This is a genomic window from Streptomyces kaniharaensis (genome assembly GCF_009569385.1).
Taxonomy (GTDB): Bacteria; Actinomycetota; Actinomycetes; order Streptomycetales; family Streptomycetaceae; genus Kitasatospora; species Kitasatospora kaniharaensis.
Genome location: NZ_WBOF01000001.1, coordinates 1,226,863 through 1,247,090 on the forward strand (window position 1 = coordinate 1,226,863; position 20,228 = coordinate 1,247,090).

The following is a 20,228-nucleotide window of genomic DNA, read 5'->3' on the forward strand; positions in this document are numbered from 1 at the left end:
GCGGTTCAGCCGTCCTCTGGCTCCGGTTCAATCTGCTCTTCGCGTTCGAAGCGGGCTCTCGCGGCCTCGTAGGCCGCGCCCGCGCCAGGCCAGTTGAGGATCTCCTCGCGGAGTTCCCGCCAGAGCGTGTGCTCGTGCATTGCATTCCTCCTCGTGTGGGCGGCATCCCTCGCACGAGGGATGCCGCCCGAGGCCTGTCAGGCGTCCAATGTCCCCACGTGGTGGACGCGGACGAGGTTGGTGGAGCCGGCGAGGCCGGGCGGGGAGCCGGCCGTGATCACGACGATGTCGCCCTTCCGGCAGCGGCCGAGGGACAGCAGGGCGGCGTCGACCTGTTCGACCATCTGGTCCGTCGTGGGGACGAACGGGCCGAGGAAGGTCTCCACGCCCCAGGTGAGGGCGAGTTGGCTGCGGACGGCGGGTTCGTAGGTGAAGGCGAGGACGGGGATGGGTGAGCGGTAGCGGGTGAGGCGACGGGCGGTGTCGCCGGACTGGGTGAAGGCGATGAGGTACTTGGCCTGCAGGAAGTCGCCGATCTCGGCGGCCGCGCGGGCGACGGCGCCGCCCTGGGTGCGCGGCTTGCTGCCCGCCGTCAGCGGGGGCAGTCCGGCCGCGAGGACGTCGGTCTCGACGGCCTCGATGATGCGGCTCATGGTCCTGACCGCCTCGCCGGGGTACTTGCCCACCGACGTCTCGCCGGAGAGCATCAACGCGTCCGTCCCATCGAGGACGGCGTTGGCGACGTCGGACGCCTCGGCTCGGGTCGGGCGGGACGAGTTGATCATCGAGTCGAGCATCTGGGTGGTGACGATGACCGGCTTGGCGTTGCGCTTGGCGAGCTTGATGGCGCGCTTCTGGACGAGGGGGACCTCTTCGAGGGGCATCTCCACGCCCAGGTCCCCGCGGGCCACCATGATGCCGTCGAAGGCGTCGACGATGGCGTCCAGGTTGTCGACGGCCTGCGGTTTCTCGATCTTGGCGATGACCGGGACGAACCGGCCCTCCTCCGCCATGATCCGGTGGACGTCCTGGATGTCGCGCCCGCTGCGGACGAAGGAGAGCGCGACGAGGTCGGCGCCGGTGCGCAGCGCCCACCGCAGGTCGTCGACGTCCTTGTCGCCGAGGGCGGGGACGGAGACGGCGACGCCGGGGAGGTTGAGGCCCTTGTGGTCGGAGACGAGCCCGCCTTCGATGACGATGCAGCGCACCCGCGGCCCGTCGACCTCGACGACCTCCAGGGTGACCCTGCCGTCGTCGACGAGGATGCGTTCGCCGCGGGAGACGTCAGCGGCGAGGCCCTTGTGGGTGGTGCCGCAGATGTCCTGGTCCCCCACGACGCCGTTGTCGGTGGAGATGGTGAACTCGTCGCCGCGTTCGAGAAGTACGGGCCCGTCGGCGAAGGTGTCGAGCCGGATCTTCGGGCCCTGAAGGTCGACGAGGACGCCGACGCTGCGGCCGGTCTCGTCGGCGGCCTTGCGGAGGCGGCGGTAGCGCTCCTCGTGTTCGCTGTGGGAGCCGTGGCTGAGGTTGAAGCGGGCGATGTCCATTCCGGCGTCGACCAGGGCCTTGATCTGGTCGTACGAGTCGGTGGCGGGCCCGAGGGTGCAGACGATTTTTGCTCGGCGCATGGTGCTGAGACTAGGCATTACCGGCGCGTAACCACGACGTGGGTCCGCACGGCGGGATGACCGTTGCCGTAAGGGGAGTTGAACAATCTGACTCACAGTCGGACCGGTGTGCGACGGCCTCCGTCCGGCACCGCGCCGGAGCGGTCCGCCGATGCGATTCCGTGAAGGGGTGTTCACGTATGGTTCACCATTGCTTCGGCTGCCGCTCCCGGCCCGGCGGGACGCTCTTCACCCGGGGACCACCCGGTTGACGTAGCGGACGAGGGGAACCGTTCGGTATGAGACGCGCCTTAGGGGTGTTGGCGGCGCTGGTGTTGCTCGGCGGGGTGACGTACGCACTGATCCCGGATCCGGATCCGGAGCCCAGGGAGCTCGTCAAGGTCAACGGCCTGATCGGCTCGGAGAAACGCGCCTTCTTCGAGAACCAGCAGGTCAAGGACGAGCTGGCGAAGCAGGGGCTGGAGGTCCACGCCGATTCCACCGGCTCCTGGACGATGGTCGACAAGGCCAAGCAGCCCGGCCTGGACTTCGCCTTCCCGGCCAGCGCCTCGCCGGTCAAGGAGATCCAGCGCATTTGGGGCCTCCAGGACTCGCCGCTGGTGCCCTTCTACTCCCCGTTGGTGGTCCTGACCCACGAGCCGGTCGCGCAGGTGCTGCGGCAGAACGCCCTGGCCACCCAGGACGACTCCGGGGTCTGGACGTTCAAGATGGACGACTACCTGGCCGCGCTGAAGTCCGGTCGCAGGTGGCAGGATCTCGCGGGCGCGGCCGCCCATCCGGAGCTGTCCGGCACGATCTTCGTGACCACCACAGACCCGGAGAGCTCGTCCTCGGGAGCGATGTACATCGCCCTGCTCTCCTATGTTCTGAACAATCGTCATGTGGTGTCCGACCAGGCGGGCGTCGACGCCACCAAGGACGTCCTGCGCACCGCGACCGCGTTGCAGGGCGGGCAGAAGAGCAGCAGCGACGAGCCGTTCAAGGACTTCAGCGCGGGCGTCGGCAATCCGCTGGTGTTCGCCTACGAGTCGCAGGTCGCCGAGCTGGCGATGAACGGCACGTCAACCGGCGACATGGTGGTGCTGTACCCGGACACCACGATCTACTCGGACCACACCCTCGTCGCCCGGAACGAGAAGGGCGCCAAGCTTGCGAGCCTGCTCCAGGAGGACGAGCAACTGCGCACGCTGGAGGCCAGGTTCGGGTTCCGGCCGCAGGCCGATCCGAGTGCCTTCGCCAAGGCGGTGAAGGACTTCCGCAAACCGGTCTTCGCACCCGATCTCACGGCGGCGAAGGTGAAGCAGCCGCAGGTGCCCGCGCAGGACTTCCTGCTCAGGCTGGTCGCGGCGGCCAAGGGGAAGGCGGTCCAGTGAACAGCCCGATGAAGCAGAGGAGTTGGCGACTCCTGGGCTCCGCCCTGGCCCTGCTCGTGGTGACCGCCTGCACCTCGTCCTCCGGGGGCGGCACGCCCCCGGCGCCGAAGCCGACGGACGCGCCGGCGCCGACCGCGCGGCCGGGAGTGCTGCGGGTCCTGGCGGGCAGCGAGCTGCAGGACATGGCGCCGATCCTGGAGGACGCCAGGAAGGCCACCGGCGTGACCGTGCAGTTCGCCTGGACGGGGTCGCTGGACGGCGCGGACGCCGTCTCCTCCGGCCGGGCGGACGGGAGGTACGACGCCGTCTGGTTCCCGTCGAACCAGTACCTGCGGCTGGACGACGCCGGCCGGGCGAAGCTCCTCTCCGAGACCCCGGTCATGGTCTCCCCGGTGGCGGTGGGCGTGCGCTCGTCCGTCCTCGGCGACCTGGGCTGGGGCGACGGTTCGAAGGTCACCTGGGCGCAGATCGGGGACGCGGCGTCGGCCGGGAAGCTGTCGTACGGGATGGCCGATCCGTCCCGCTCGAACTCGGGTTTCTCCACCCTGGTGGCGGTCGCCTCGGCGTTCTCCGGCGCGGGCGCGGCGCTGACCGAGGCGGACGTGCAGAAGGCGGCGCCGTCGCTGAAGAGGTTCTTCACCGGGCAGAAGCTGACGTCCGGCTCCTCGGGCTGGCTGGCGCAGGCGTACTCCCGGGCCGAGCCGGGCAAGGTGGGCGCGCTGGTGAACTACGAGTCGGTGCTGCTGTCGATGAACAGGACGCTGCCGGCGGAGCGGCAGTTGACGGTGGTCCGGCCGGTGGACGGCGTGGTGTCGGCGGACTACCCGCTCTCCCTGCTCTCCTCGACCGCCCAGACCGAGCGCGACTCCTTCCAGCGGCTCACCCAGTACCTGCTCAGGGAGGACGTGCAGAAGCGGATCTCCGAGGTGACGCTGCGCCGGCCGGTGACGCCGGGGGCGTCGCCCGCGGCGGGGCTGCCGTCGGACCGCCGCCGGGAGCTGCCGTTCCCGGGGAGCCGGGGGGTCGCGGACGGGCTGCTGGCGTCGTACCAGAACGAGCTGCGCCGCCCGTCGCGGACGGTGTACGTGCTGGACACCTCGGGGTCGATGGCGGGTGCGCGGATCGAGGCGCTGAAGGCGGCACTGGGCCGGCTGACCGGGACGGACGACACGCGCGGGGCGCGCCGGTTCCGGGACCGCGAGGAGGTGACGCTGATCTCCTTCGCGTCCGGGGTGAAGTGGACGAAGACGCACGCGGTGCCGGCCTCGGGGGCGCAGCCGGGCCCGCAGGCGGAGCTGGCGTCGATCAACGCGGACGTGCAGTCGCTGGCGGCGGAGGGCGGCACGGCGCTGTACGACTCGCTGGAGGAGGCGTACCGGGTGATCGACCGGCAGCAGAAGACGGCCGGGGACGACCGGTTCACGTCGATCGTGCTGATGACCGACGGGGAGAGCAACGAGGGGGCCACGGACGGGGACTTCCGGAAGTTCCACGACGGGCTGCCGGCCGGGCAGAAGGCCGTCCCGGTGTTCCCGATCAGGTTCGGTGAGGCGGCGGTGGGCCAGCTGCAGGGGATCGCGGATCTGACCGGCGGCAAGCTGTTCGACGGGACGGGGTCGCTGGACGGGGTGTTCGAGGAGATCCGTGGCTACCAGTGAGGGCGCGGGCCGGCGGGTGCTGGGGTACCTGGAGTCGACCCGGAACCTGGTCGGCTGCGCGGGCGGCGCGATCGGGCTGGTGCTGCACTTCGCCGGGCTCGGCGGCGCGTGGTGGCCGGCGGTGGTGGCGGGGCTGTACGCGGCGGGCGCGCTGCTCACGCCCGGCCCGGCGCCGACGCAGCAGCGGGTCGAGCCGGTCGAGCTCCTCGAGCCCGACCAGTCGGCGCCGGCGCCGCCGCCCACAGCGCTGCCCGATCCCGAACTGGACGCTCTGGCCGCGTACCTGCGCACGATGCCGCTGCCGCCGTCGGCGAAGGTGGACGACCTGCTGGACGCGCTGCGCGCCGCCGAGCCGGGGCCGGCGGTGGAGCGGATCGCCCGGGATCGGCTGCCGCTCGCGGTGGCGGGCTATCTGCGGGCTTGCACGTGGCGGCCGTGGACCGGCCCGGGCGGGCCGGACGCGGAGGCCGAACTCGGGCGTGAGGTCGACCGGCTGGCCGCCGAGCTGGCCTGAACCGGACCCGGGGTGGATCTGCCCCGGGTCCGCCCGGTTCGTCCCCGGGTCCTTGGCCTGAGGGTCCATCACCACTCCTCCATTACCACCCGCCGCCCGGTCGACTCACGTCACGAACGAGTCGCCAAGATCTCACCTGTTGGAAACGTCGGAGGACTACCCATCCGGCCGGGTGCGCGGCAGACTTCTACGCGCGTCCTTCTACGCGCGTCAATGGTCATCCATGCCTGCGAACGCCAGTTGACGATCCATTCGCCAGTCAGTCCCCACCCGGGAGAGTCGTCCATGTCCCTGAACCGTCGTGACTTCGTCACCCGGTCCGCCGCCACCGCCGCCGGCGCCGCCCTGGTCGGCGGAACCGCCCTCGCCGCCGCCCCCGCCGCCGCGGCCGCCGAGCCGGGCAAGGCGCAGCCCAAGGGCAAGCACGACGGCGGGAGCCGGAAGCAGGCCTTCACCGTCATGGGCACCACCGACCTGCACGGCCGGGTGCTCAACTGGGACTACTTCACCGACGCCGAGTACGCCGACAAGGCGCACAACGCCGTCGGCCTCGCCAAGATCTCCACGCTGGCCAACCAGGTCCGCGAGGAGAAGGGCTGGGACCGCTGCCTGCTGATCGACTCCGGCGACATCATCCAGGGCACCCAGCTGACCTACTACTACGCCCGGGTCGAGCCGATCGCCACCGACGGCAACAACGTGCCCGACCACCCGATGGCCGTCGCCATGAACCTCATGGGCTACGACGCCGCCGCGCTCGGCAACCACGAGTTCAACTACGGCATCCCCACCGTGAAGGCCTTCGAGGACCAGCTGGAGTTCCCGCTGCTGGGCGCCAACGCCCTGCACGCGAAGAACGAGAAGCCGGCCTTCAAGCCGTACGTGATCAAGGAGGTGTGGCTGGACGAGGACACCCCGCTGAAGGTCGGCATCCTCGGCCTCACCAACCCGGGCATCGCGATCTGGGACAAGGCCAACGTCAGCGGCAAGATGGTCTTCCCGGGCATCGTCGAGACGGCGGCCAAGTACGTGCCGCGGATGAAGGCGGCCGGCGCGGACGTGATCGTGGTCTCGGCGCACTCCGGCATCGACGAGCCGACCACCTACGGCGACCAGCTGCCCTGGCCGGAGGACGCCTCGGGCGAGATGGCGGAGAAGGTCGCGGACATCGACGCGGTGCTGGTGGGTCACACCCACAAGGAGGTGCCGCAGCGGCTGATCGTCAACAAGAAGACCGGCAGGACTGTCGTGCTCTCCGAGCCGCTGTGCTGGGGCCAGCGCCTGAGCTGCTTCGACTTCGAGGTCGAGTTCGTCGACGGCGCGTGGAAGGTCCTCTCGGCCTCCTCCCGGGTGCTGAACTCCAACACCGCGCCGGAGAACCCGGAGATCGTGAACGCGATCACCGACCAGCACAAGAAGGTCGTGGCGTACGTCAACCAGCAGATCGGCACCTGCAAGGCCGAGCTGTCGATCGCCGAGTCGCGCTTCAAGGCGACCCCGATCATCGACCTGATCGGCCGGGTCATGGCCGACACCGTGAAGGCGGCGCTGGCGGGCGGGCAGTACGGCAACCTGCCGGTGCTGGCCCAGGCGTCCCCGTTCAACCGGACCGCGCTGATCCCGGCCGGCCAGGTCAAGCTGCGCGACGCGGCCGGCCTGTACATCTACGAGAACACCCTGGAGGCCCGCGTCCTGACGGGCGCCCAGCTGAAGGACTACCTGGAGTTCTCGGCGAAGTACTACCACCAGCTCGCCGCGGGCGCCCCGGTCGACAAGGACGCCCTGACCGGCGCCGAGACCACCCCGGACTACAACTACGACTCGGTCTACGGCCTGGGCTACGACATCGACATCGCCCAGCCGACCGGCAGCCGGATCGTCAACCTGACCTTCCAGGGCAAGCCGATCGACCCGGCCGCCCAGTTCGTCCTCGCGGTCAACAACTACCGCGCCAACGGCGGCGGCAACTTCCCGCACGTCGCGAAGGCCAAGCAGATCTGGGCGAACTCCGACGAGATCCGCAACACGATGATCGCCTGGGTGAAGGCCAAGGGCGTCATCGACCCGGCCGACTTCTTCACCAACTCCTGGCGCCTCGTCCGCTCCGGCCAGCCCGTCTTCTGATCCACCCCGCACCGAACGGCCGTCGGCCCGAGGCACCCGCCTCGGGCCGACGGCCTTCGTGTCGTTCGCGGTGACGCGCTGCTTCGCTGTCCGTCCTGACCGGCTCCTCGGCGAGACGATGGGACATCTTCTGGAGACTGGAGGATATTCAGCCGCTCATTCGATCTCCCTAACGCAGAGGCATCGCGAACGGCCCCCGGCGAAGGGCCGGCTACGGACAGGGAGAGTCCGCATGCGTGCAGTGATCCAGAAGGCGTTCGGCGGGCCGGAGGTCCTGGAGGTCGTCGAGGCGCAGCGCCCGGTGCTGGCGGCGATCCTCGAGGCGCCGGCGACGGCGTGGACGGTGGAGTCGCTGGCGGACCGTGCGGGGCTGTCCCGGGCGGCGTTCGCCCGCCGGTTCACGTCGATGGTGGGCGAGCCGCCGATGGCGTACCTGACGCGCTGGCGGATGACTACCGCGGCCCGGCTGCTGCGCGAGTCGGAGGCGCCGCTGACGGCGGTGGCGGCGCGGACCGGCTACGGCTCGGAGTACGCCTTCGCGAAGGCGTTCAAGCGCGAGTATGGGCAGGCCCCCGGCGGTTACCGCCGGGAGGCCCGCGCCGCGTAACGAGGGTTCTCAGAACGGGAAGCGGCTGCGCCCGTGCTGGATGGAGATCCACTTCACGGTGGTGAACGCGTCCACCGTGTAGTCGCCGTTGAGCCGCCCGAGGCCGGAGTTCTTCTCGCCGCCGAAGGGCACGATCGGCTCGTCGGCGATGGTGCCGTCGTTGACGTGGATCATGCCGGTCTCGATCCGCTGCGCGACCCGCACGCCGCGGTCGATGTCGCCGGTGTGGACCGCGCCGCTGAGGCCGAAGGGGGTGTCGTTGGCGATCCGGACGGCCTCGTCCTCGCCGTCGAAGGGCACCACGAGCACGACCGGGCCGAAGAGTTCGCACTGGAGGATCGGCGCGTCCAGGGGCAGTCCGGTGAGGACGACCGGGTCCATGAGGCTGCCGTTGGTCTCGCCGCGCAGCAGGACGGTGGCGCCGGCCTCGACGGCCTGGTCGACCTGGGCGCTGATGGAGTCGGCCTGGACGGGGTTGATCAGGGGGCCGATCTGGGTGGCCGGGTCCTTGGGGTCGCCGACCGTGAGCGAGGCGATCTTGGCGACGAACTTCTCGGTGAACTCGGCCTCGACGCTGCGGTCGACGAGCACCCGGTTGGCGGCCATGCAGACCTGGCCCTGGTGGGCGAAGCGGCTGAAGACGGCCGCGTCGACGGCGTAGTCGAGGTCGGCGTCGTCGAGCACGATGAGCGCGCTGTTGCCGCCGAGTTCGAGGACGGTCCGCTTGAAGTGGGAGGCGGCGACGGTGGCGACGTGCCGGCCGACCTTGTCGGAGCCGGTGAAGGAGATGACCTTGGGCACCGGGTGCTCGATGAAGGCGTCGCCGATCTCGGCGATGTCGGTGACCACGACGTTGAGCAGGCCGGCCGGCAGGCCCGCGTCCTCGAAGATCCTGGCGATCAGGGTGCCGCCGATGACCGGGGTCTCCTGGTGCGGCTTGAGGACGACGCCGTTGCCGAGCGCGAGCGCGGGCGCGACGGCCTTGATCGAGAGGAACAGCGGGAAGTTGAACGGGCTGATCACGCCGACCACGCCGACGGGCAGCCGGTAGAGCCGGTTCTCCTTGCCGTCCACCGGCGAGGGCAGCAGCCGGCCCTCGGCGAGCAGCGACAGCTGCATGGCCTCGCGCAGCATGTCCTTGGTGAGCGAGAGTTCGAACCCGGCCTTGAGGGCGGTGCCGCCGAGTTCGGCCATGATGGCCCGGGTGATCTCCTGCTCGCGCTCCTCGATGATGCGCAGCGCGCGTTCGAAGACGAGGCGGCGGGTGTACGGGTTGGTGGCGGCCCATTCCTTCTGGGCGCGGGCGGCGGCACGGTAGGCCCGGTCGACCTGTTCGACGGTGGCGATGGTGACCGTGGCGAGCTTGTCGCCGGTGTAGGGGTCGACGTCGACGATGTCCCAGGAGCCGTTTCCGGTGCACCATTCACCGTCGATGTACTGCGCCGCCAACTCGGAGAAGTACGACATCCGATCCCTCTCGTGCCGATTGAAGAGCCTCTGGAACGCCCCGGGACACCACCCGGGACGCCACCGATCGGATCTGGATCAGGCGTGAGCCACGTGCAGCACACATGAATCGAGCGGTGATCGGATCTGATCAGTGCTCATCGTACTGACGGGTCACAGCTCTTGGCGTACGGAGCGGAGAAGTTCCCGGGTGCGCTCCAGACTGAGGCTGTCGGCGAGCAGGCCGTCCATCGCGGCGGTGTACGACGCGACCTCGGCGGGCTTGTCGACGTACAGCGCGGTGGTGAACTGCTCCAGGTAGACGACGTCGGGCAGCTCCGGTTCGGCGAAGCCGAGCACGGTGAACGCGCCGCCCTCGGCGCGCAGCCCGCCGAAGCCGAGCGGCATCACCTGGAGGCGCACGTGGGGCAGGTCGGTGAGTTCGAGCAGCCGGTCGATCTGGTCCCGCATCAGCTCGGGCCCGCCCCAGGGCCGGCGCAGCGCGGCCTCGTCGAGGACGGCGAGCAGGCGGGGCGGGCGTTCGGCGGTGAGCACCTGCTGGCGCTTCAGCCGGACCTCGACGCGGCGTTCGATCTCGGCGGGTTCGGTGACGTGGCCGCCGGCGGAGATCACGGCGCGGGCGTAGTCGGCGGTCTGGAGCAGTCCGTGGACGAACTGGACCTCGTAGCTGCGGATCTCGGTGGCGGCCTCCTCCAGGCCGACGTAGTTCTGGAACCAGGGCGGCAGCACGTCGCCGTAGCCGTGCCACCAGGAGGTGGCGTTGGCGTCGCGGACCAGGGCGAGGACGCCGGCGCGCTCGTGCTCGGCCTCGACGCCGTAGAGGGTGAGCAGGTCGGCGACGTCGCGTTCCTTGAAGCCGACCCGGCCGAGTTCCATCCGGCTGATCTTGGACTCGGAGGCGCGGATCGAGTACCCGGCCTCCTCGCGGCTGACGCCCCTGGCCTCACGGAGCCGGCGCAGGTGGGATCCCAGCAGCAGGCGCCGCACCGTGGCGCCCCCGCCTGCCTGAGTCGTGCTCATCGCGTCAACCTCCGCACTCGCGCAGCCCCCCGGCCGTCGGGCGCAGTCTGCCATCTGGCACCGACGAACAACAGCCCGTCAGGGGGTGCGTTCCGGCCGGAGCATGCGGGACCGCCGGCGGTGGCGGGGAGGATGGGACGATCGCCGCTGCCCACCGGCCCGTGCCTGCGCACCGAGGCGGCCGAACTGGTGCTGGGTGCCGGGTAGTTGACGCAGCCACCGGCGCCTTCCGGGCAGCCAGGACGAGGGCATGACGGCGCCCGCCCTCCAACTGGTCGGGGAAGAGGGCGGGCGCCAGGAGACCGCGTTGGCCCGGCGACGCTGGCGGGGGCAGCGGGTTGAGCTCCCGGCGATGCGGCGCCGGGCGTTCGGGGGTGGCCGGTCGGGCCGTCAGACCACCAGCGGGCGGTCGGTGGGCCGGATCGGGGCGGGAAGCGGGGTCTTGCCGCCGAGGTACCTGTCCACCGCGGCGGCGGCCGAACGGCCCTCCGCGATGGCCCAGACGATCAACGACTGGCCGCGGCCGGCGTCTCCGCAGACGTACACGCCATCGACATTGGTGGCGAACCGGCCGTCGCGGGCTATGTTACCGCGCGCGTCGAGGTCGACGCCGAGCTGCTCGACCAGCCCGTTCCTGACGTCCGTCCCGGTGAAGCCCATGGCCAGGGTGACCAGCTGGGCCGGGATGGCCCGCTCGGTGCCGGGCACCGGCTCGAACCGCCCGTCCCTGAACTCCACCTCGACGAGGTGCAGCTCCTGGACGTTGCCGTCCTCATCGCCGGCGAAGTGGGTGGTGCTGACGGAGTAGATCCGCTCACCGCCCTCCTCGTGCGCGGAGGTGACCTTGTAGGTCATCGGCATGGTCGGCCACGGCTGGTGGCCGGGGCGCTCCTCGCCCGGGCGCGGCATGATCTCCAGCTGGGTGACCGAGGCCGCGCCCTGGCGGTGGGCGGTGCCGACGCAGTCCGCGCCGGTGTCGCCGCCGCCGATGACGACGACGTGCTTGCCCTTGGCGCTGATCGGGGACTCGACGAAGTCGCCCTCCTGCACCTTGTTGGCCAGCGGCAGGTACTCCATGGCCTGGTGGACGCCCTTGAGCTCGCGCCCGGGCACCGGCAGGTCGCGCGCGGTCGTGGCACCGGCGGCGACCACGACGGCGTCGAAGCGCTCGCGCAGCTGCTGCCCGGTGATGTCCTCGCCGACGTGCACGCCAGTGCGGAACCGGGTGCCCTCCGCCCGCATCTGCTCGACGCGGCGGTTGATGTGGCGCTTCTCCATCTTGAACTCGGGGATGCCGTAGCGCAGCAGGCCGCCGACGCGGTCGGCGCGCTCGTACACCACCACGGTGTGCCCGGCCCGGGTGAGCTGCTGGGCGGCGGCCAGGCCGGCCGGGCCGGAGCCGACGACGGCCACGGTCTTCCCGGACAGCCGCTCCGGGACCTGCGGCGTGACGCCGCCCCCGTCCCAGGCCTTGTCGATGACGGTGACCTCGACGTTCTTGATGGTCACCGCGTCCTGGTTGATGCCGAGCACGCAGGCCGACTCGCAGGGCGCCGGGCAGAGGCGGCCGGTGAACTCCGGGAAGTTGTTGGTCGCGTGCAGCCGCTCGATCGCGCCGGACCAGTCGTCCCGGTAGGCGAGGTCGTTCCACTCGGGGATGAGGTTCCCGAGCGGGCAGCCGTTGTGGCAGAACGGGATGCCGCAGTCCATGCACCGGCCGGCCTGCTTGGTGATGATCGGCAGGAGGCTGCGCTCGACGTAGACCTCGTTCCAGTCCCGGATCCGGACGTCGACCGGGCGACGCTCCGCCAGCTGCTTGGGCGTGGTCAGGAAGCCCTTGGGGTCAGCCATGTGCCGCCTCCATCATCTTGCGAGTGGTCTCGGCCTCGGAGAGGCCATCGCGCTCAGCGGCGTCCTTGGCGGCGAGCACTGCCTTGTAGTCGGTCGGCATGATCTTGGAGAAGCGGGAGACCCCGCCGCCCCAGTCGGCCAGGAGCTCGGCGGCCACGGTGGAGCCGGTCTCCTCGTAGTGCTGCTGCACGGTCTCGCGCAGCCAGTCGCGGTCGGCGGCGGTCGGGGCCTCGATGCCCACCAGGCCGTCGTTGACGTTCGCGGGACGCAGGTCCAGGACGTAGGCGATGCCGCCGGACATGCCCGCCGCCAGGTTGCGCCCGGTCTCGCCGAGGATGACGACCCGGCCGCCGGTCATGTACTCCAGGCCGTGGTCGCCCACGCCCTCGACGACCAGGGTGGCACCGGAGTTGCGGACCGCGAAGCGCTCACCGGCCTTGCCGCGCAGGTGGATCCGGCCGGAGGTGGCGCCGTAGCCGATGGTGTTGCCGGCGATGACGTGGTTCTGCGCGTCGTTGCCGATGGCGGCGGCGTCGCGGGCCGGGCGGACGATCACGACGCCGCCGGACAGGCCCTTGCCGACGTAGTCGTTGGCGTCGCCCTCCAGCCGCAGGGTCACACCGCGCGGCACGAAGGCGCCGAACGACTGCCCGGCGGAGCCGGTGAAGGTGACGTCGATGGTGCCCTCGGGCAGGCCCTCGCCGCGGTAACGCTTGGTCACCTCGTGGCCGAGCATGGTGCCGACCGTGCGGTTGACGTTGCGGATCGGCAGCTGGATGCGGACGGCGTCGCCGCGCTCCAGGGCGTCCTCGGCCAGCTCGATGAGCTGGTTGTCCAGGGCCTTGTCGAGCGCGTGGTCCTGGGTGGTGGTGCAGTGCCGGGCCGCGCCCTCGGGCAGCTCGGGGACGTGGAAGAGCGGGGCCAGGTCGAGCCCGGCGGCCTTCCAGTGGTCGATCGCGGCCTGGGCGTTGATGTGCTCGGCGTGGCCGACGGCCTCCTCGATCGAGCGGAAGCCCAGCGAGGCCAGGATCTCCCGGACCTCCTCGGCGATGAACTCGAAGAAGTTGACCACGAACTCGGGCTTGCCGGAGAAGCGCTCGCGCAGCACCGGGTTCTGCGTGGCGACGCCGACCGGGCAGGTGTCCAGGTGGCAGACGCGCATCATGATGCAGCCGGAGACGACCAGCGGGGCCGTGGCGAAGCCGAACTCCTCGGCGCCGAGCAGCGCGGCGATGACGACGTCGCGGCCGGTCTTCAGCTGGCCGTCGGTCTGGACGACGATGCGGTCGCGCAGGCCGTTGAGCAGCAGGGTCTGCTGGGTCTCGGCGAGGCCGAGCTCCCAGGGGCCGCCGGCGTGCTTGAGCGAGGTCAGCGGCGACGCACCGGTGCCGCCGTCGTGCCCGGAGACCAGGACGACGTCCGCGTGCGCCTTGGAGACACCCGCGGCGACCGTCCCGACGCCGACCTCGGACACCAGCTTCACGTGGATGCGGGCGACCGGGTTGGCGTTCTTGAGGTCGTGGATGAGCTGCGCCAGGTCCTCGATCGAGTAGATGTCGTGGTGCGGCGGCGGCGAGATCAGGCCGACACCCGGGGTGGAGTGCCGGGTCTTGGCGACCCACGGGTAGACCTTGTGGCCGGGCAGCTGGCCGCCCTCGCCGGGCTTGGCACCCTGGGCCATCTTGATCTGGATGTCGTCCGCGTTGACCAGGTACTCGGAGGTGACGCCGAACCGGCCGGAGGCGACCTGCTTGATCGCCGAGCGGCGCTGCGGGTCGTACAGGCGGTCCGGGTCCTCGCCGCCCTCACCGGTGTTGGACTTGCCGCCGAGGCGGTTCATCGCGATGGCGAGGGTCTCGTGCGCCTCGAGGGAGATCGAGCCGTACGACATGGCGCCGGTGGAGAAGCGCTTGACGATCTCCGAGACCGGCTCGACCTCGTCGACCGGGATCGGGGTCCGGCCGAGGGCGTCCAGGTCGAACAGGCCGCGCAGCGTCATCAGGCGGGCGGACTGCTCGTTCACCCGGTCCGTGTACTGCTTGAAGATGTCGTACCGGCGGTTGCGGGTGGAGTGCTGGAGCCGGAAGACGGTGTCCGGGTCGAACAGGTGCGGCTCGCCCTCGCGGCGCCACTGGTACTCGCCGCCGATCTCCAGCGCGCGGTGCGCGGCGGGGATGCCGGAGGCCGGGTAGGCCTTGGCGTGGCGGGCCGCGGTCTCGCGCGCGATCTCGTCCAGGCCGATGCCGCCGAGCTTGGTGGTGGTGCCGGCGAAGTAGCCGTCCACCAGCTCCTGGGAGAGGCCGATGGCCTCGAAGACCTGGGCGCCGCGGTAGGAGGCGACGGTGGAGATGCCCATCTTGGACATGACCTTGAGCACGCCCTTGCCGAGCGCCTTGATCAGGTTCTTGATGGCCTTCTCGGGCTCGACGCCCTGGATGAACACTCCCTGCGAGACCAGGTCCTCGACCGACTCCATGGCCAGGTACGGGTTGACCGCGCCGGCGCCGTAGCCGACCAGCAGCGCGACGTGGTGCACCTCGCGGACGTCGCCGGCCTCGACCAGCAGCGACACCTGGGTGCGCTGCTTGGTGCGGATGAGGTGGTGGTGGATCGCGGAGGTGAGCAGCAGCGACGGGATCGGGGCGTGCTCGGCGTCCGAGTGGCGGTCGGAGAGCACGATGATCCGGGCGCCGTCGGCGATCGCGGCGTCGGCCTCGGCGGCGATCTCGGCCAGGCGGGAGGCGAGGCCGGCGCCGCCGGTGGCGACCTTGTAGAGGCCGGACAGGGTGACGGCCTTGAGGCCGGGCTGGTCGCCGTCGGCGTTGATGTGGACGAGCTTGGCCAGCTCGTCGTTGTCGATCACCGGGAAGGTGATGCCGACCGAGCGGCAGGAGGCGGCCTCGGCGGTCAGCAGGTTGCCCTCGGGGCCGAGGTTGCTGAGCAGCGAGGTGACGAGCTCCTCGCGGATCGCGTCCAGCGGCGGGTTGGTGACCTGCGCGAAGAGCTGCACGAAGTAGTCGAACAGCAGGCGCGGCTTCTCGCTCAGCGCGGCGATCGGCGAGTCGGTGCCCATCGAGCCGAGCGCCTCGGCGCCGGTCCTGGCCATCGGCGCGAGGATGACCCGCAGCTCCTCCTCGGTGTAGCCGAAGGTCTGCTGGCGGCGGGTGACCGAGGCGTGGGTGTGCGCGATGTGCTCGCGCTCGGGGAGCTTGGCGAGCTGGATCTGCCCGGCGGCGACCCACTCCTCGTAGGGGTGCTCGGCGGCGAGGGCGGACTTGATCTCGTCGTCCTCGACGATGCGGCCCTCGACGGTGTCGACGAGGAACATCCGGCCGGGCTGGAGGCGGCCCTTCTTGGCGATCTTCTCCTGCTCGATGTCGAGCACGCCGACCTCGGAGGAGAGGACGACCAGGCCGTCCTCGGTGATCCAGTAGCGGGCCGGGCGCAGGCCGTTGCGGTCCAGGACGGCGCCGATCTGGGTGCCGTCGGTGAAGGTGACGCAGGCCGGGCCGTCCCAGGGCTCCATCAGGTTGGAGTGGTACTGGTAGAACGCGCGGCGGGCCGGGTCCATGGTGGCGTGGTTCTCCCACGCCTCCGGGATCATCATCAGCACCGAGTGCGGCAGCGACCGGCCGGCGAGGTGGAGCAGCTCCAGGACCTCGTCGAAGGAGGCCGAGTCGGAGTGGTCCGGGGTGCAGATCGGGAAGATCCGGCTCAGACCCTGCCCGTTCTTGTTGGCCGGGATGAGGTCGGTGGCGAGCTGGGACTCGCGGGCGCGCATCCAGTTGCGGTTGCCCTTGACCGTGTTGATCTCGCCGTTGTGCGCGACGAAGCGGTACGGGTGGGCGAGCGGCCAGCTCGGGAAGGTGTTGGTGGAGAACCGCGAGTGCACCAGGCCGATGGTGGACGCGTAAGTGCGGTCCGACAGGTCGGGGAAGAAGGGCTCCAGCTGGCCGGTGGTCAGCATGCCCTTGTAGACGATGGTGCGGGCGGAGAGCGACGGGAAGTAGGCGCCGGCCTCGCGCTCGGCGCGCTTGCGGACGACGAAGGCGATCCGGTCGAGCTCGATGCCGGCCAGGCCGTCCTTGCTCAGGAAGAGCTGACGGAAGCGGGGCATCACGCTGCGGGCGGTGGCGCCGAGCAGGTCCGGGGTGACCGGCACGTCGCGCCAGCCGAGGACGGTCAGGCCCTCCTCGGCGGCGATGGCCTCGATCTGCGCGACGGCGGCGGCGTCGGCCGTGTCCTCGTCGGGCAGGAAGGCGATGCCGACCGCGTAGGAGCCGGCGGCCGGGAGCTCGAAGGCGACCTTGCCGCGCAGGAAGGCGTCCGGGATCTGGGTGAGGATGCCCGCGCCGTCACCGGAGTCGGGCTCGGCGCCGGTGGCGCCGCGGTGCTCCAGGTTGCGCAGGACGGTCAGCGCCTGCTCGACGATGGTGTGGTCGGCGCTGCCGGTCAGCGTGGCGACGAAACCGACGCCACAGGCGTCGTGCTCGTTTCGCGGGTCGTACAGGCCCTGAGCAGCAGGTCGCGCATCCGGAACGAGCGCGTACGGCGGGCGGGCGGCGCCGGCCTGGAGCTCGTTGGCGGAGTGCATGGATGCAGGCAGCATCGGCTCTCCCGTCGTCGTCATTTCGGCTTGGGGGCACCTCCCAGCCGGCGGCTGGGGGAGCTGGTGCAGTAGGGACGACGTTGGCCCTGATGCGATTTCGTGCAAGTTACATGATGCCCAAGATCCCGGGAAGCGGAATATGTCGTCCACATGGCGGGACGGATCCGCAGGTCAAGGGATGTGCGAAAGGACGTGCCACAGTGCACGTCCCGACGATTGTGCCCGGCGGTCGGCCGCCTGAAACAGGGGCGAAACCGGACCGCCACAGAAGCCGATCAAGGCCGCCTGCGAATCCATTCCCGGGGCCAGCCCACAGATACGAATCTGCGGGCCGGCGGATCGGATGATGAGACTTGGCCAGGCGATACGTGACGACCATGTGCGGAACGTCACGCATCGGCCGGCATAGTCATGCACTCCGCCGTGTCATCCCACGTGCCCGCCGATGAGCCAGCCGAGCAGGAACGTCACCCCCGCCGCCGTGCCGCCCAGCAGCAACTGCCGCAGCCCGCTGAACCACCAGCTGCGCGCCGTCACCCGGGCCACCAGCGCACCGCACAGGAACAGGCCGAGCACCGACAGCAGCAGCGCCGGCACCAGCGAGGTCGCGCCCAGCAGGTACGGCAGCAGCGGCAGCAGCGCGCCCACCGCGAAGCACACGAACGAGGACCCGGCCGCGACCCACGGCGAGGGCAGGTCGTTGGGGTCGATGCCCAGCTCCTCCCGCGCGTGGATCTCCAGCGTCTGGTCCGGGTCGGCGGACAGCTGCCGGGCCACCTCGTGGGCCAGCTTCGGCTCCACCCCACGGGCGATGTACAGCTGCGCCAGCTCGGCCAGCTCGCCGTGCGGGTTGCGGCGCAGCTCCAGCCGCTCGGCCTCGATCTCGGCCTGCACCAGCTCAGCCTGCGAGGCCACCGAGGTGTACTCCCCCGCCGCCATCGAGCAGGCGCCGGCGGCCAGGCCCGCGAGCCCGGTCAGCACCACCGTGCCGCTGGACACCGAGCCGCCGACCACGCCGGTCATCAGCGCGAAGTTGGACACCAGTCCGTCCATCGCGCCGAACACGGCGGGCCGCAGCCAGCCGCCGTTGACGTCCCGGTGGTGCCCCGCGGCCGGTACGCGGGGGTGGTTCACGGCCTCGGGCTCCAGGGTGGTCGCACTCACGATTCGTCCCCTCCGTTTCGTTCGTCTGTTTCGAACGTAGCCCTCCTGAACTGGGCATTTCCAGCAAAGTAAGGCTGTCCGAACAGCGCTTCGGCCGCCCTCCGCGAGTGTCGCGGGGGCGGCCGAAGGTGCGGGAACGTCGCAGGTCAGGTCAGGTGTTCGGACTTCTTCTCGGCCTTCTCGGCGGCCGCCTCAGCAAGCTCGCCGTCCACCTTTTTCTCCGCCGGCCGGGACGAATTCTTCTCGGTCGTCTCCGCGGACTTCTTCGCGGGCTTGTTCTCGGACGGCTTCTCGGGCTTCTCCGCCGCCGCGCCCTCGCCGGGCTCCTCCGGGGCGTGCGCGGCCGGGTCGATGCTCGCCGGGTCCTCGCGGCCGGGCCGCGTCTTACCGACGATCACCAGGTAGGCCACGGCGGCGACGAACACGATCCCCGCCGTCCAGTCGTTCAGCCGCACGCCCAGGAAGTGGTGCGCCTCGTCGATGCGCAGCCACTCCGTCCAGGCCCGGCCGACCGTGTACGCGGCCACGTACAGCGCGAAGGCCCGCCCGTGGCCCAGCGTGAAGCGGCGGTCCGCCCAGATCACCAGCAGCGCGACTCCGACGCACCACAGCGACTCGTACAGGAAGGTCGGGTGGTAGACGCCCTTCACGATCTCGCCGCTCGGCAGCCTCTTGTCGATCTCCAGGCCCCACGGCAGCGTCGTCGACCGGCCGTACAGCTCCTGGTTGAAGTAGTTGCCCCAGCGCCCCATCGCCTGTGCGAGCGCGATGCCCGGCGCGATGGCGTCGGCGTACGCGGGCAGCGGCACGCCCCGGCGGCGGGCGCCGATCCAGGCGCCGACCGCGCCCAGCGCGATCGCGCCCCAGATGCCGAGGCCGCCCTCCCAGATCTTGAAGGCGTTCCAGGGGTTCCTGCCCTCGCCGAAGTACAGCTGGTTGTCGGTGATCACGTGGTACAGACGGCCGCCGACCAGGCCGAACGGTACGGCCCACACGGCGATGTCGCCGACCGTGTGCTTGGCACCGCCCCGGGCGACCCAGCGCTTGCTGCCGAGCCAGACGGCGACGACGACACCGAGGATGATGCAGAAGGCGTAGGCGCGCAGCGGGATCGGTCCGAGGTACAGGACGCCCCGCGACGGGCTGGGAATGTAGGCGATATCCATGGCAGCTCCGACGCTACAGGGTCGGCGGCCCCCGCCGGACACCCCTGGTGTCACAGAACTCGAACAACGGGCGACGAACCGCCCCGCCGCCGCCTCCGGACTGGGCGGGGACGGCGGCGGCCGTCCGGCGGCGTACGCGGCTCAGCCGGCGTTCGGCGACGGGTTGTTGGCCTCCGGGGCGGCGGCGGTGGGCGCCGGGGTCTGCCCGTTGGAGCCCGGGGTGCCGAGCTGCTTGCCCTGGTTGGCGGCGTCCACCCACTTCGCCAGGTTCGCCGGGGTGATCTGGTCGTTGCCGTTCTTCGGGTAGATCGGCTGGCCGTTGAGCAGCACGGTCGGGGTGGACCGGTAGCCGGACTTGTCGAAGTCCTGTTGCACGGAGGACACCCACCCGCCGTACCTGTCCTCGTTGACGCAGGCCTCGAAGGCGGGCGTGTCCAGGCCGTTGACCTGCTTGGCGAGGCTGATCAGGACGGCCTTGTCACCGAAGGCGTCGTTGGTCTCCTCCGGCTGGTTGCGGTAGAGCACGTCGTGGAAGTCCCGGAAGTGCCCGGCGTCCTGGGCGCACGCCAGGGCGTTGGCGCCGCTCTTGGAGCCCTTGCCCGGCACGGCCCGGTCGATGAACGAGACGATGTGGGCGTTGGTGGAGATCTTGCCCTGGTCCTCCAGCTGGTCGATGGTCGCGGAGAACTCGCGCTCGAAGCTGCCGCATGCGGGGCAGCGCGGGTCCTCGTAGACGGTGAGGACGGACGGGGCGTTGGCCGCGCCGACCGGGATGACCAGGTTCTTGTCGCCGGTCGTCCCGGCCGGGGCGGCGGCGGGCGTCTCCGGCTCGGAGCGCTGGTTCTGCACGATCACGCCGGTGACCACGGCGGCGGCGATCACCGCGAACACCGAGCCGCCCGCGATCAGCTTCTTCCTGCGCCGGGAGGCGGCCTCGTCGGCCTCCCGCTGCGCCTGCATGCGCTCGCGGGCGTTGCGCTTGCCCTCTCGGTTCTTCTCGCTCGTTGCCTTGACGTCCACGGTCGGGGCCTCCGGGTCGGGGGGGGT

Annotated in this window: 13 protein-coding genes and 1 pseudogene; 5 read left to right on the top strand and 9 right to left on the bottom strand. The window is 70.8% G+C overall.

Features of this window, described 5'->3' with window-relative positions; translation table 11 throughout:
* Positions 1-5 precede the first annotated feature (5 nt).
* Both F7Q99_RS42470 and pyk read right to left on the bottom strand, forming a co-directional pair.
* The gene (locus F7Q99_RS42470) at positions 6-140 is read right to left on the bottom strand and encodes a hypothetical protein (RefSeq protein ID WP_268267533.1); all 135 of its coding nucleotides are present in this window, start codon (positions 138-140) and stop codon (positions 6-8) included.
* 57 nt (positions 141-197) lie between these two features.
* Entirely contained in the window at positions 198-1,628 is a 1,431-nt protein-coding gene (pyk, locus tag F7Q99_RS05595; RefSeq protein ID WP_153460326.1) for a pyruvate kinase, read from the bottom strand.
* 278 nt (positions 1,629-1,906) lie between these two features.
* Between pyk and F7Q99_RS05600 the strand changes: the two genes are divergently transcribed.
* From F7Q99_RS05600 to F7Q99_RS05620, 5 genes and pseudogenes are all read left to right on the top strand, one after another.
* Positions 1,907-3,001, top strand: coding sequence for a hypothetical protein (locus F7Q99_RS05600; protein WP_153460327.1), 1,095 nt, complete (start codon positions 1,907-1,909; stop codon positions 2,999-3,001).
* Positions 2,998-4,659 (top strand): VWA domain-containing protein, encoded by a 1,662-nt coding sequence (locus F7Q99_RS05605; protein WP_326846297.1) that lies wholly within the window; start codon positions 2,998-3,000, stop codon positions 4,657-4,659. Before F7Q99_RS05600 ends, F7Q99_RS05605 begins: the two co-directional genes overlap by 4 nt.
* Complete coding sequence (locus F7Q99_RS05610) at positions 4,646-5,173, top strand: hypothetical protein (RefSeq protein WP_153460328.1); 528 nt, start codon at positions 4,646-4,648, stop codon at positions 5,171-5,173. Before F7Q99_RS05605 ends, F7Q99_RS05610 begins: the two co-directional genes overlap by 14 nt.
* Positions 5,174-5,458: 285 nt before the next feature.
* Positions 5,459-7,297, top strand: a complete 1,839-nt coding sequence (locus F7Q99_RS05615; protein WP_153460329.1) for a bifunctional metallophosphatase/5'-nucleotidase — start codon at positions 5,459-5,461, stop codon at positions 7,295-7,297.
* A gap of 298 nt (positions 7,298-7,595) precedes the next feature.
* Positions 7,596-7,904: pseudogene (locus tag F7Q99_RS05620) on the top strand (helix-turn-helix transcriptional regulator); the annotation flags it as partial.
* Between the two features lie 9 nt (positions 7,905-7,913).
* On the opposite strand, the gene F7Q99_RS05625 reads toward F7Q99_RS05620, so the two are convergent.
* The 7 genes from F7Q99_RS05625 to F7Q99_RS05655 all read right to left on the bottom strand — a co-directional run bounded on the left by F7Q99_RS05625 (position 7,914) and on the right by F7Q99_RS05655 (position 20,201).
* Positions 7,914-9,371 (bottom strand): aldehyde dehydrogenase family protein, encoded by a 1,458-nt coding sequence (locus F7Q99_RS05625; RefSeq protein WP_153460330.1) that lies wholly within the window; start codon positions 9,369-9,371, stop codon positions 7,914-7,916.
* Between the two features lie 153 nt (positions 9,372-9,524).
* On the bottom strand, positions 9,525-10,391 hold the full coding sequence (locus F7Q99_RS05630; RefSeq protein WP_153460331.1) for a helix-turn-helix domain-containing protein: 867 nt from the start codon (positions 10,389-10,391) through the stop codon (positions 9,525-9,527).
* Positions 10,392-10,781: 390 nt separating this feature from the next.
* On the bottom strand, positions 10,782-12,242 hold the full coding sequence (locus tag F7Q99_RS05635) for a glutamate synthase subunit beta (RefSeq protein WP_153460332.1): 1,461 nt from the start codon (positions 12,240-12,242) through the stop codon (positions 10,782-10,784).
* The gene (gene gltB, locus F7Q99_RS05640) at positions 12,235-16,836 is read right to left on the bottom strand and encodes a glutamate synthase large subunit (RefSeq protein ID WP_195911201.1); all 4,602 of its coding nucleotides are present in this window, start codon (positions 16,834-16,836) and stop codon (positions 12,235-12,237) included. Before gltB ends, F7Q99_RS05635 begins: the two co-directional genes overlap by 8 nt.
* A 441-nt stretch (positions 16,837-17,277) precedes the next feature.
* Positions 17,278-18,000, bottom strand: coding sequence for a VIT1/CCC1 transporter family protein (locus tag F7Q99_RS05645; RefSeq protein WP_153465833.1), 723 nt, complete (start codon positions 17,998-18,000; stop codon positions 17,278-17,280).
* Between the two features lie 161 nt (positions 18,001-18,161).
* A complete protein-coding gene (lgt, locus tag F7Q99_RS05650) occupies positions 18,162-19,181 on the bottom strand; it encodes a prolipoprotein diacylglyceryl transferase (protein ID WP_153460334.1) in 1,020 nt (339 codons plus the stop codon).
* Positions 19,182-19,322: 141 nt separating this feature from the next.
* On the bottom strand, positions 19,323-20,201 hold the full coding sequence (locus F7Q99_RS05655; protein WP_326846298.1) for a DsbA family protein: 879 nt from the start codon (positions 20,199-20,201) through the stop codon (positions 19,323-19,325).
* Between the last annotated feature and the right edge of the window lie 27 nt (positions 20,202-20,228).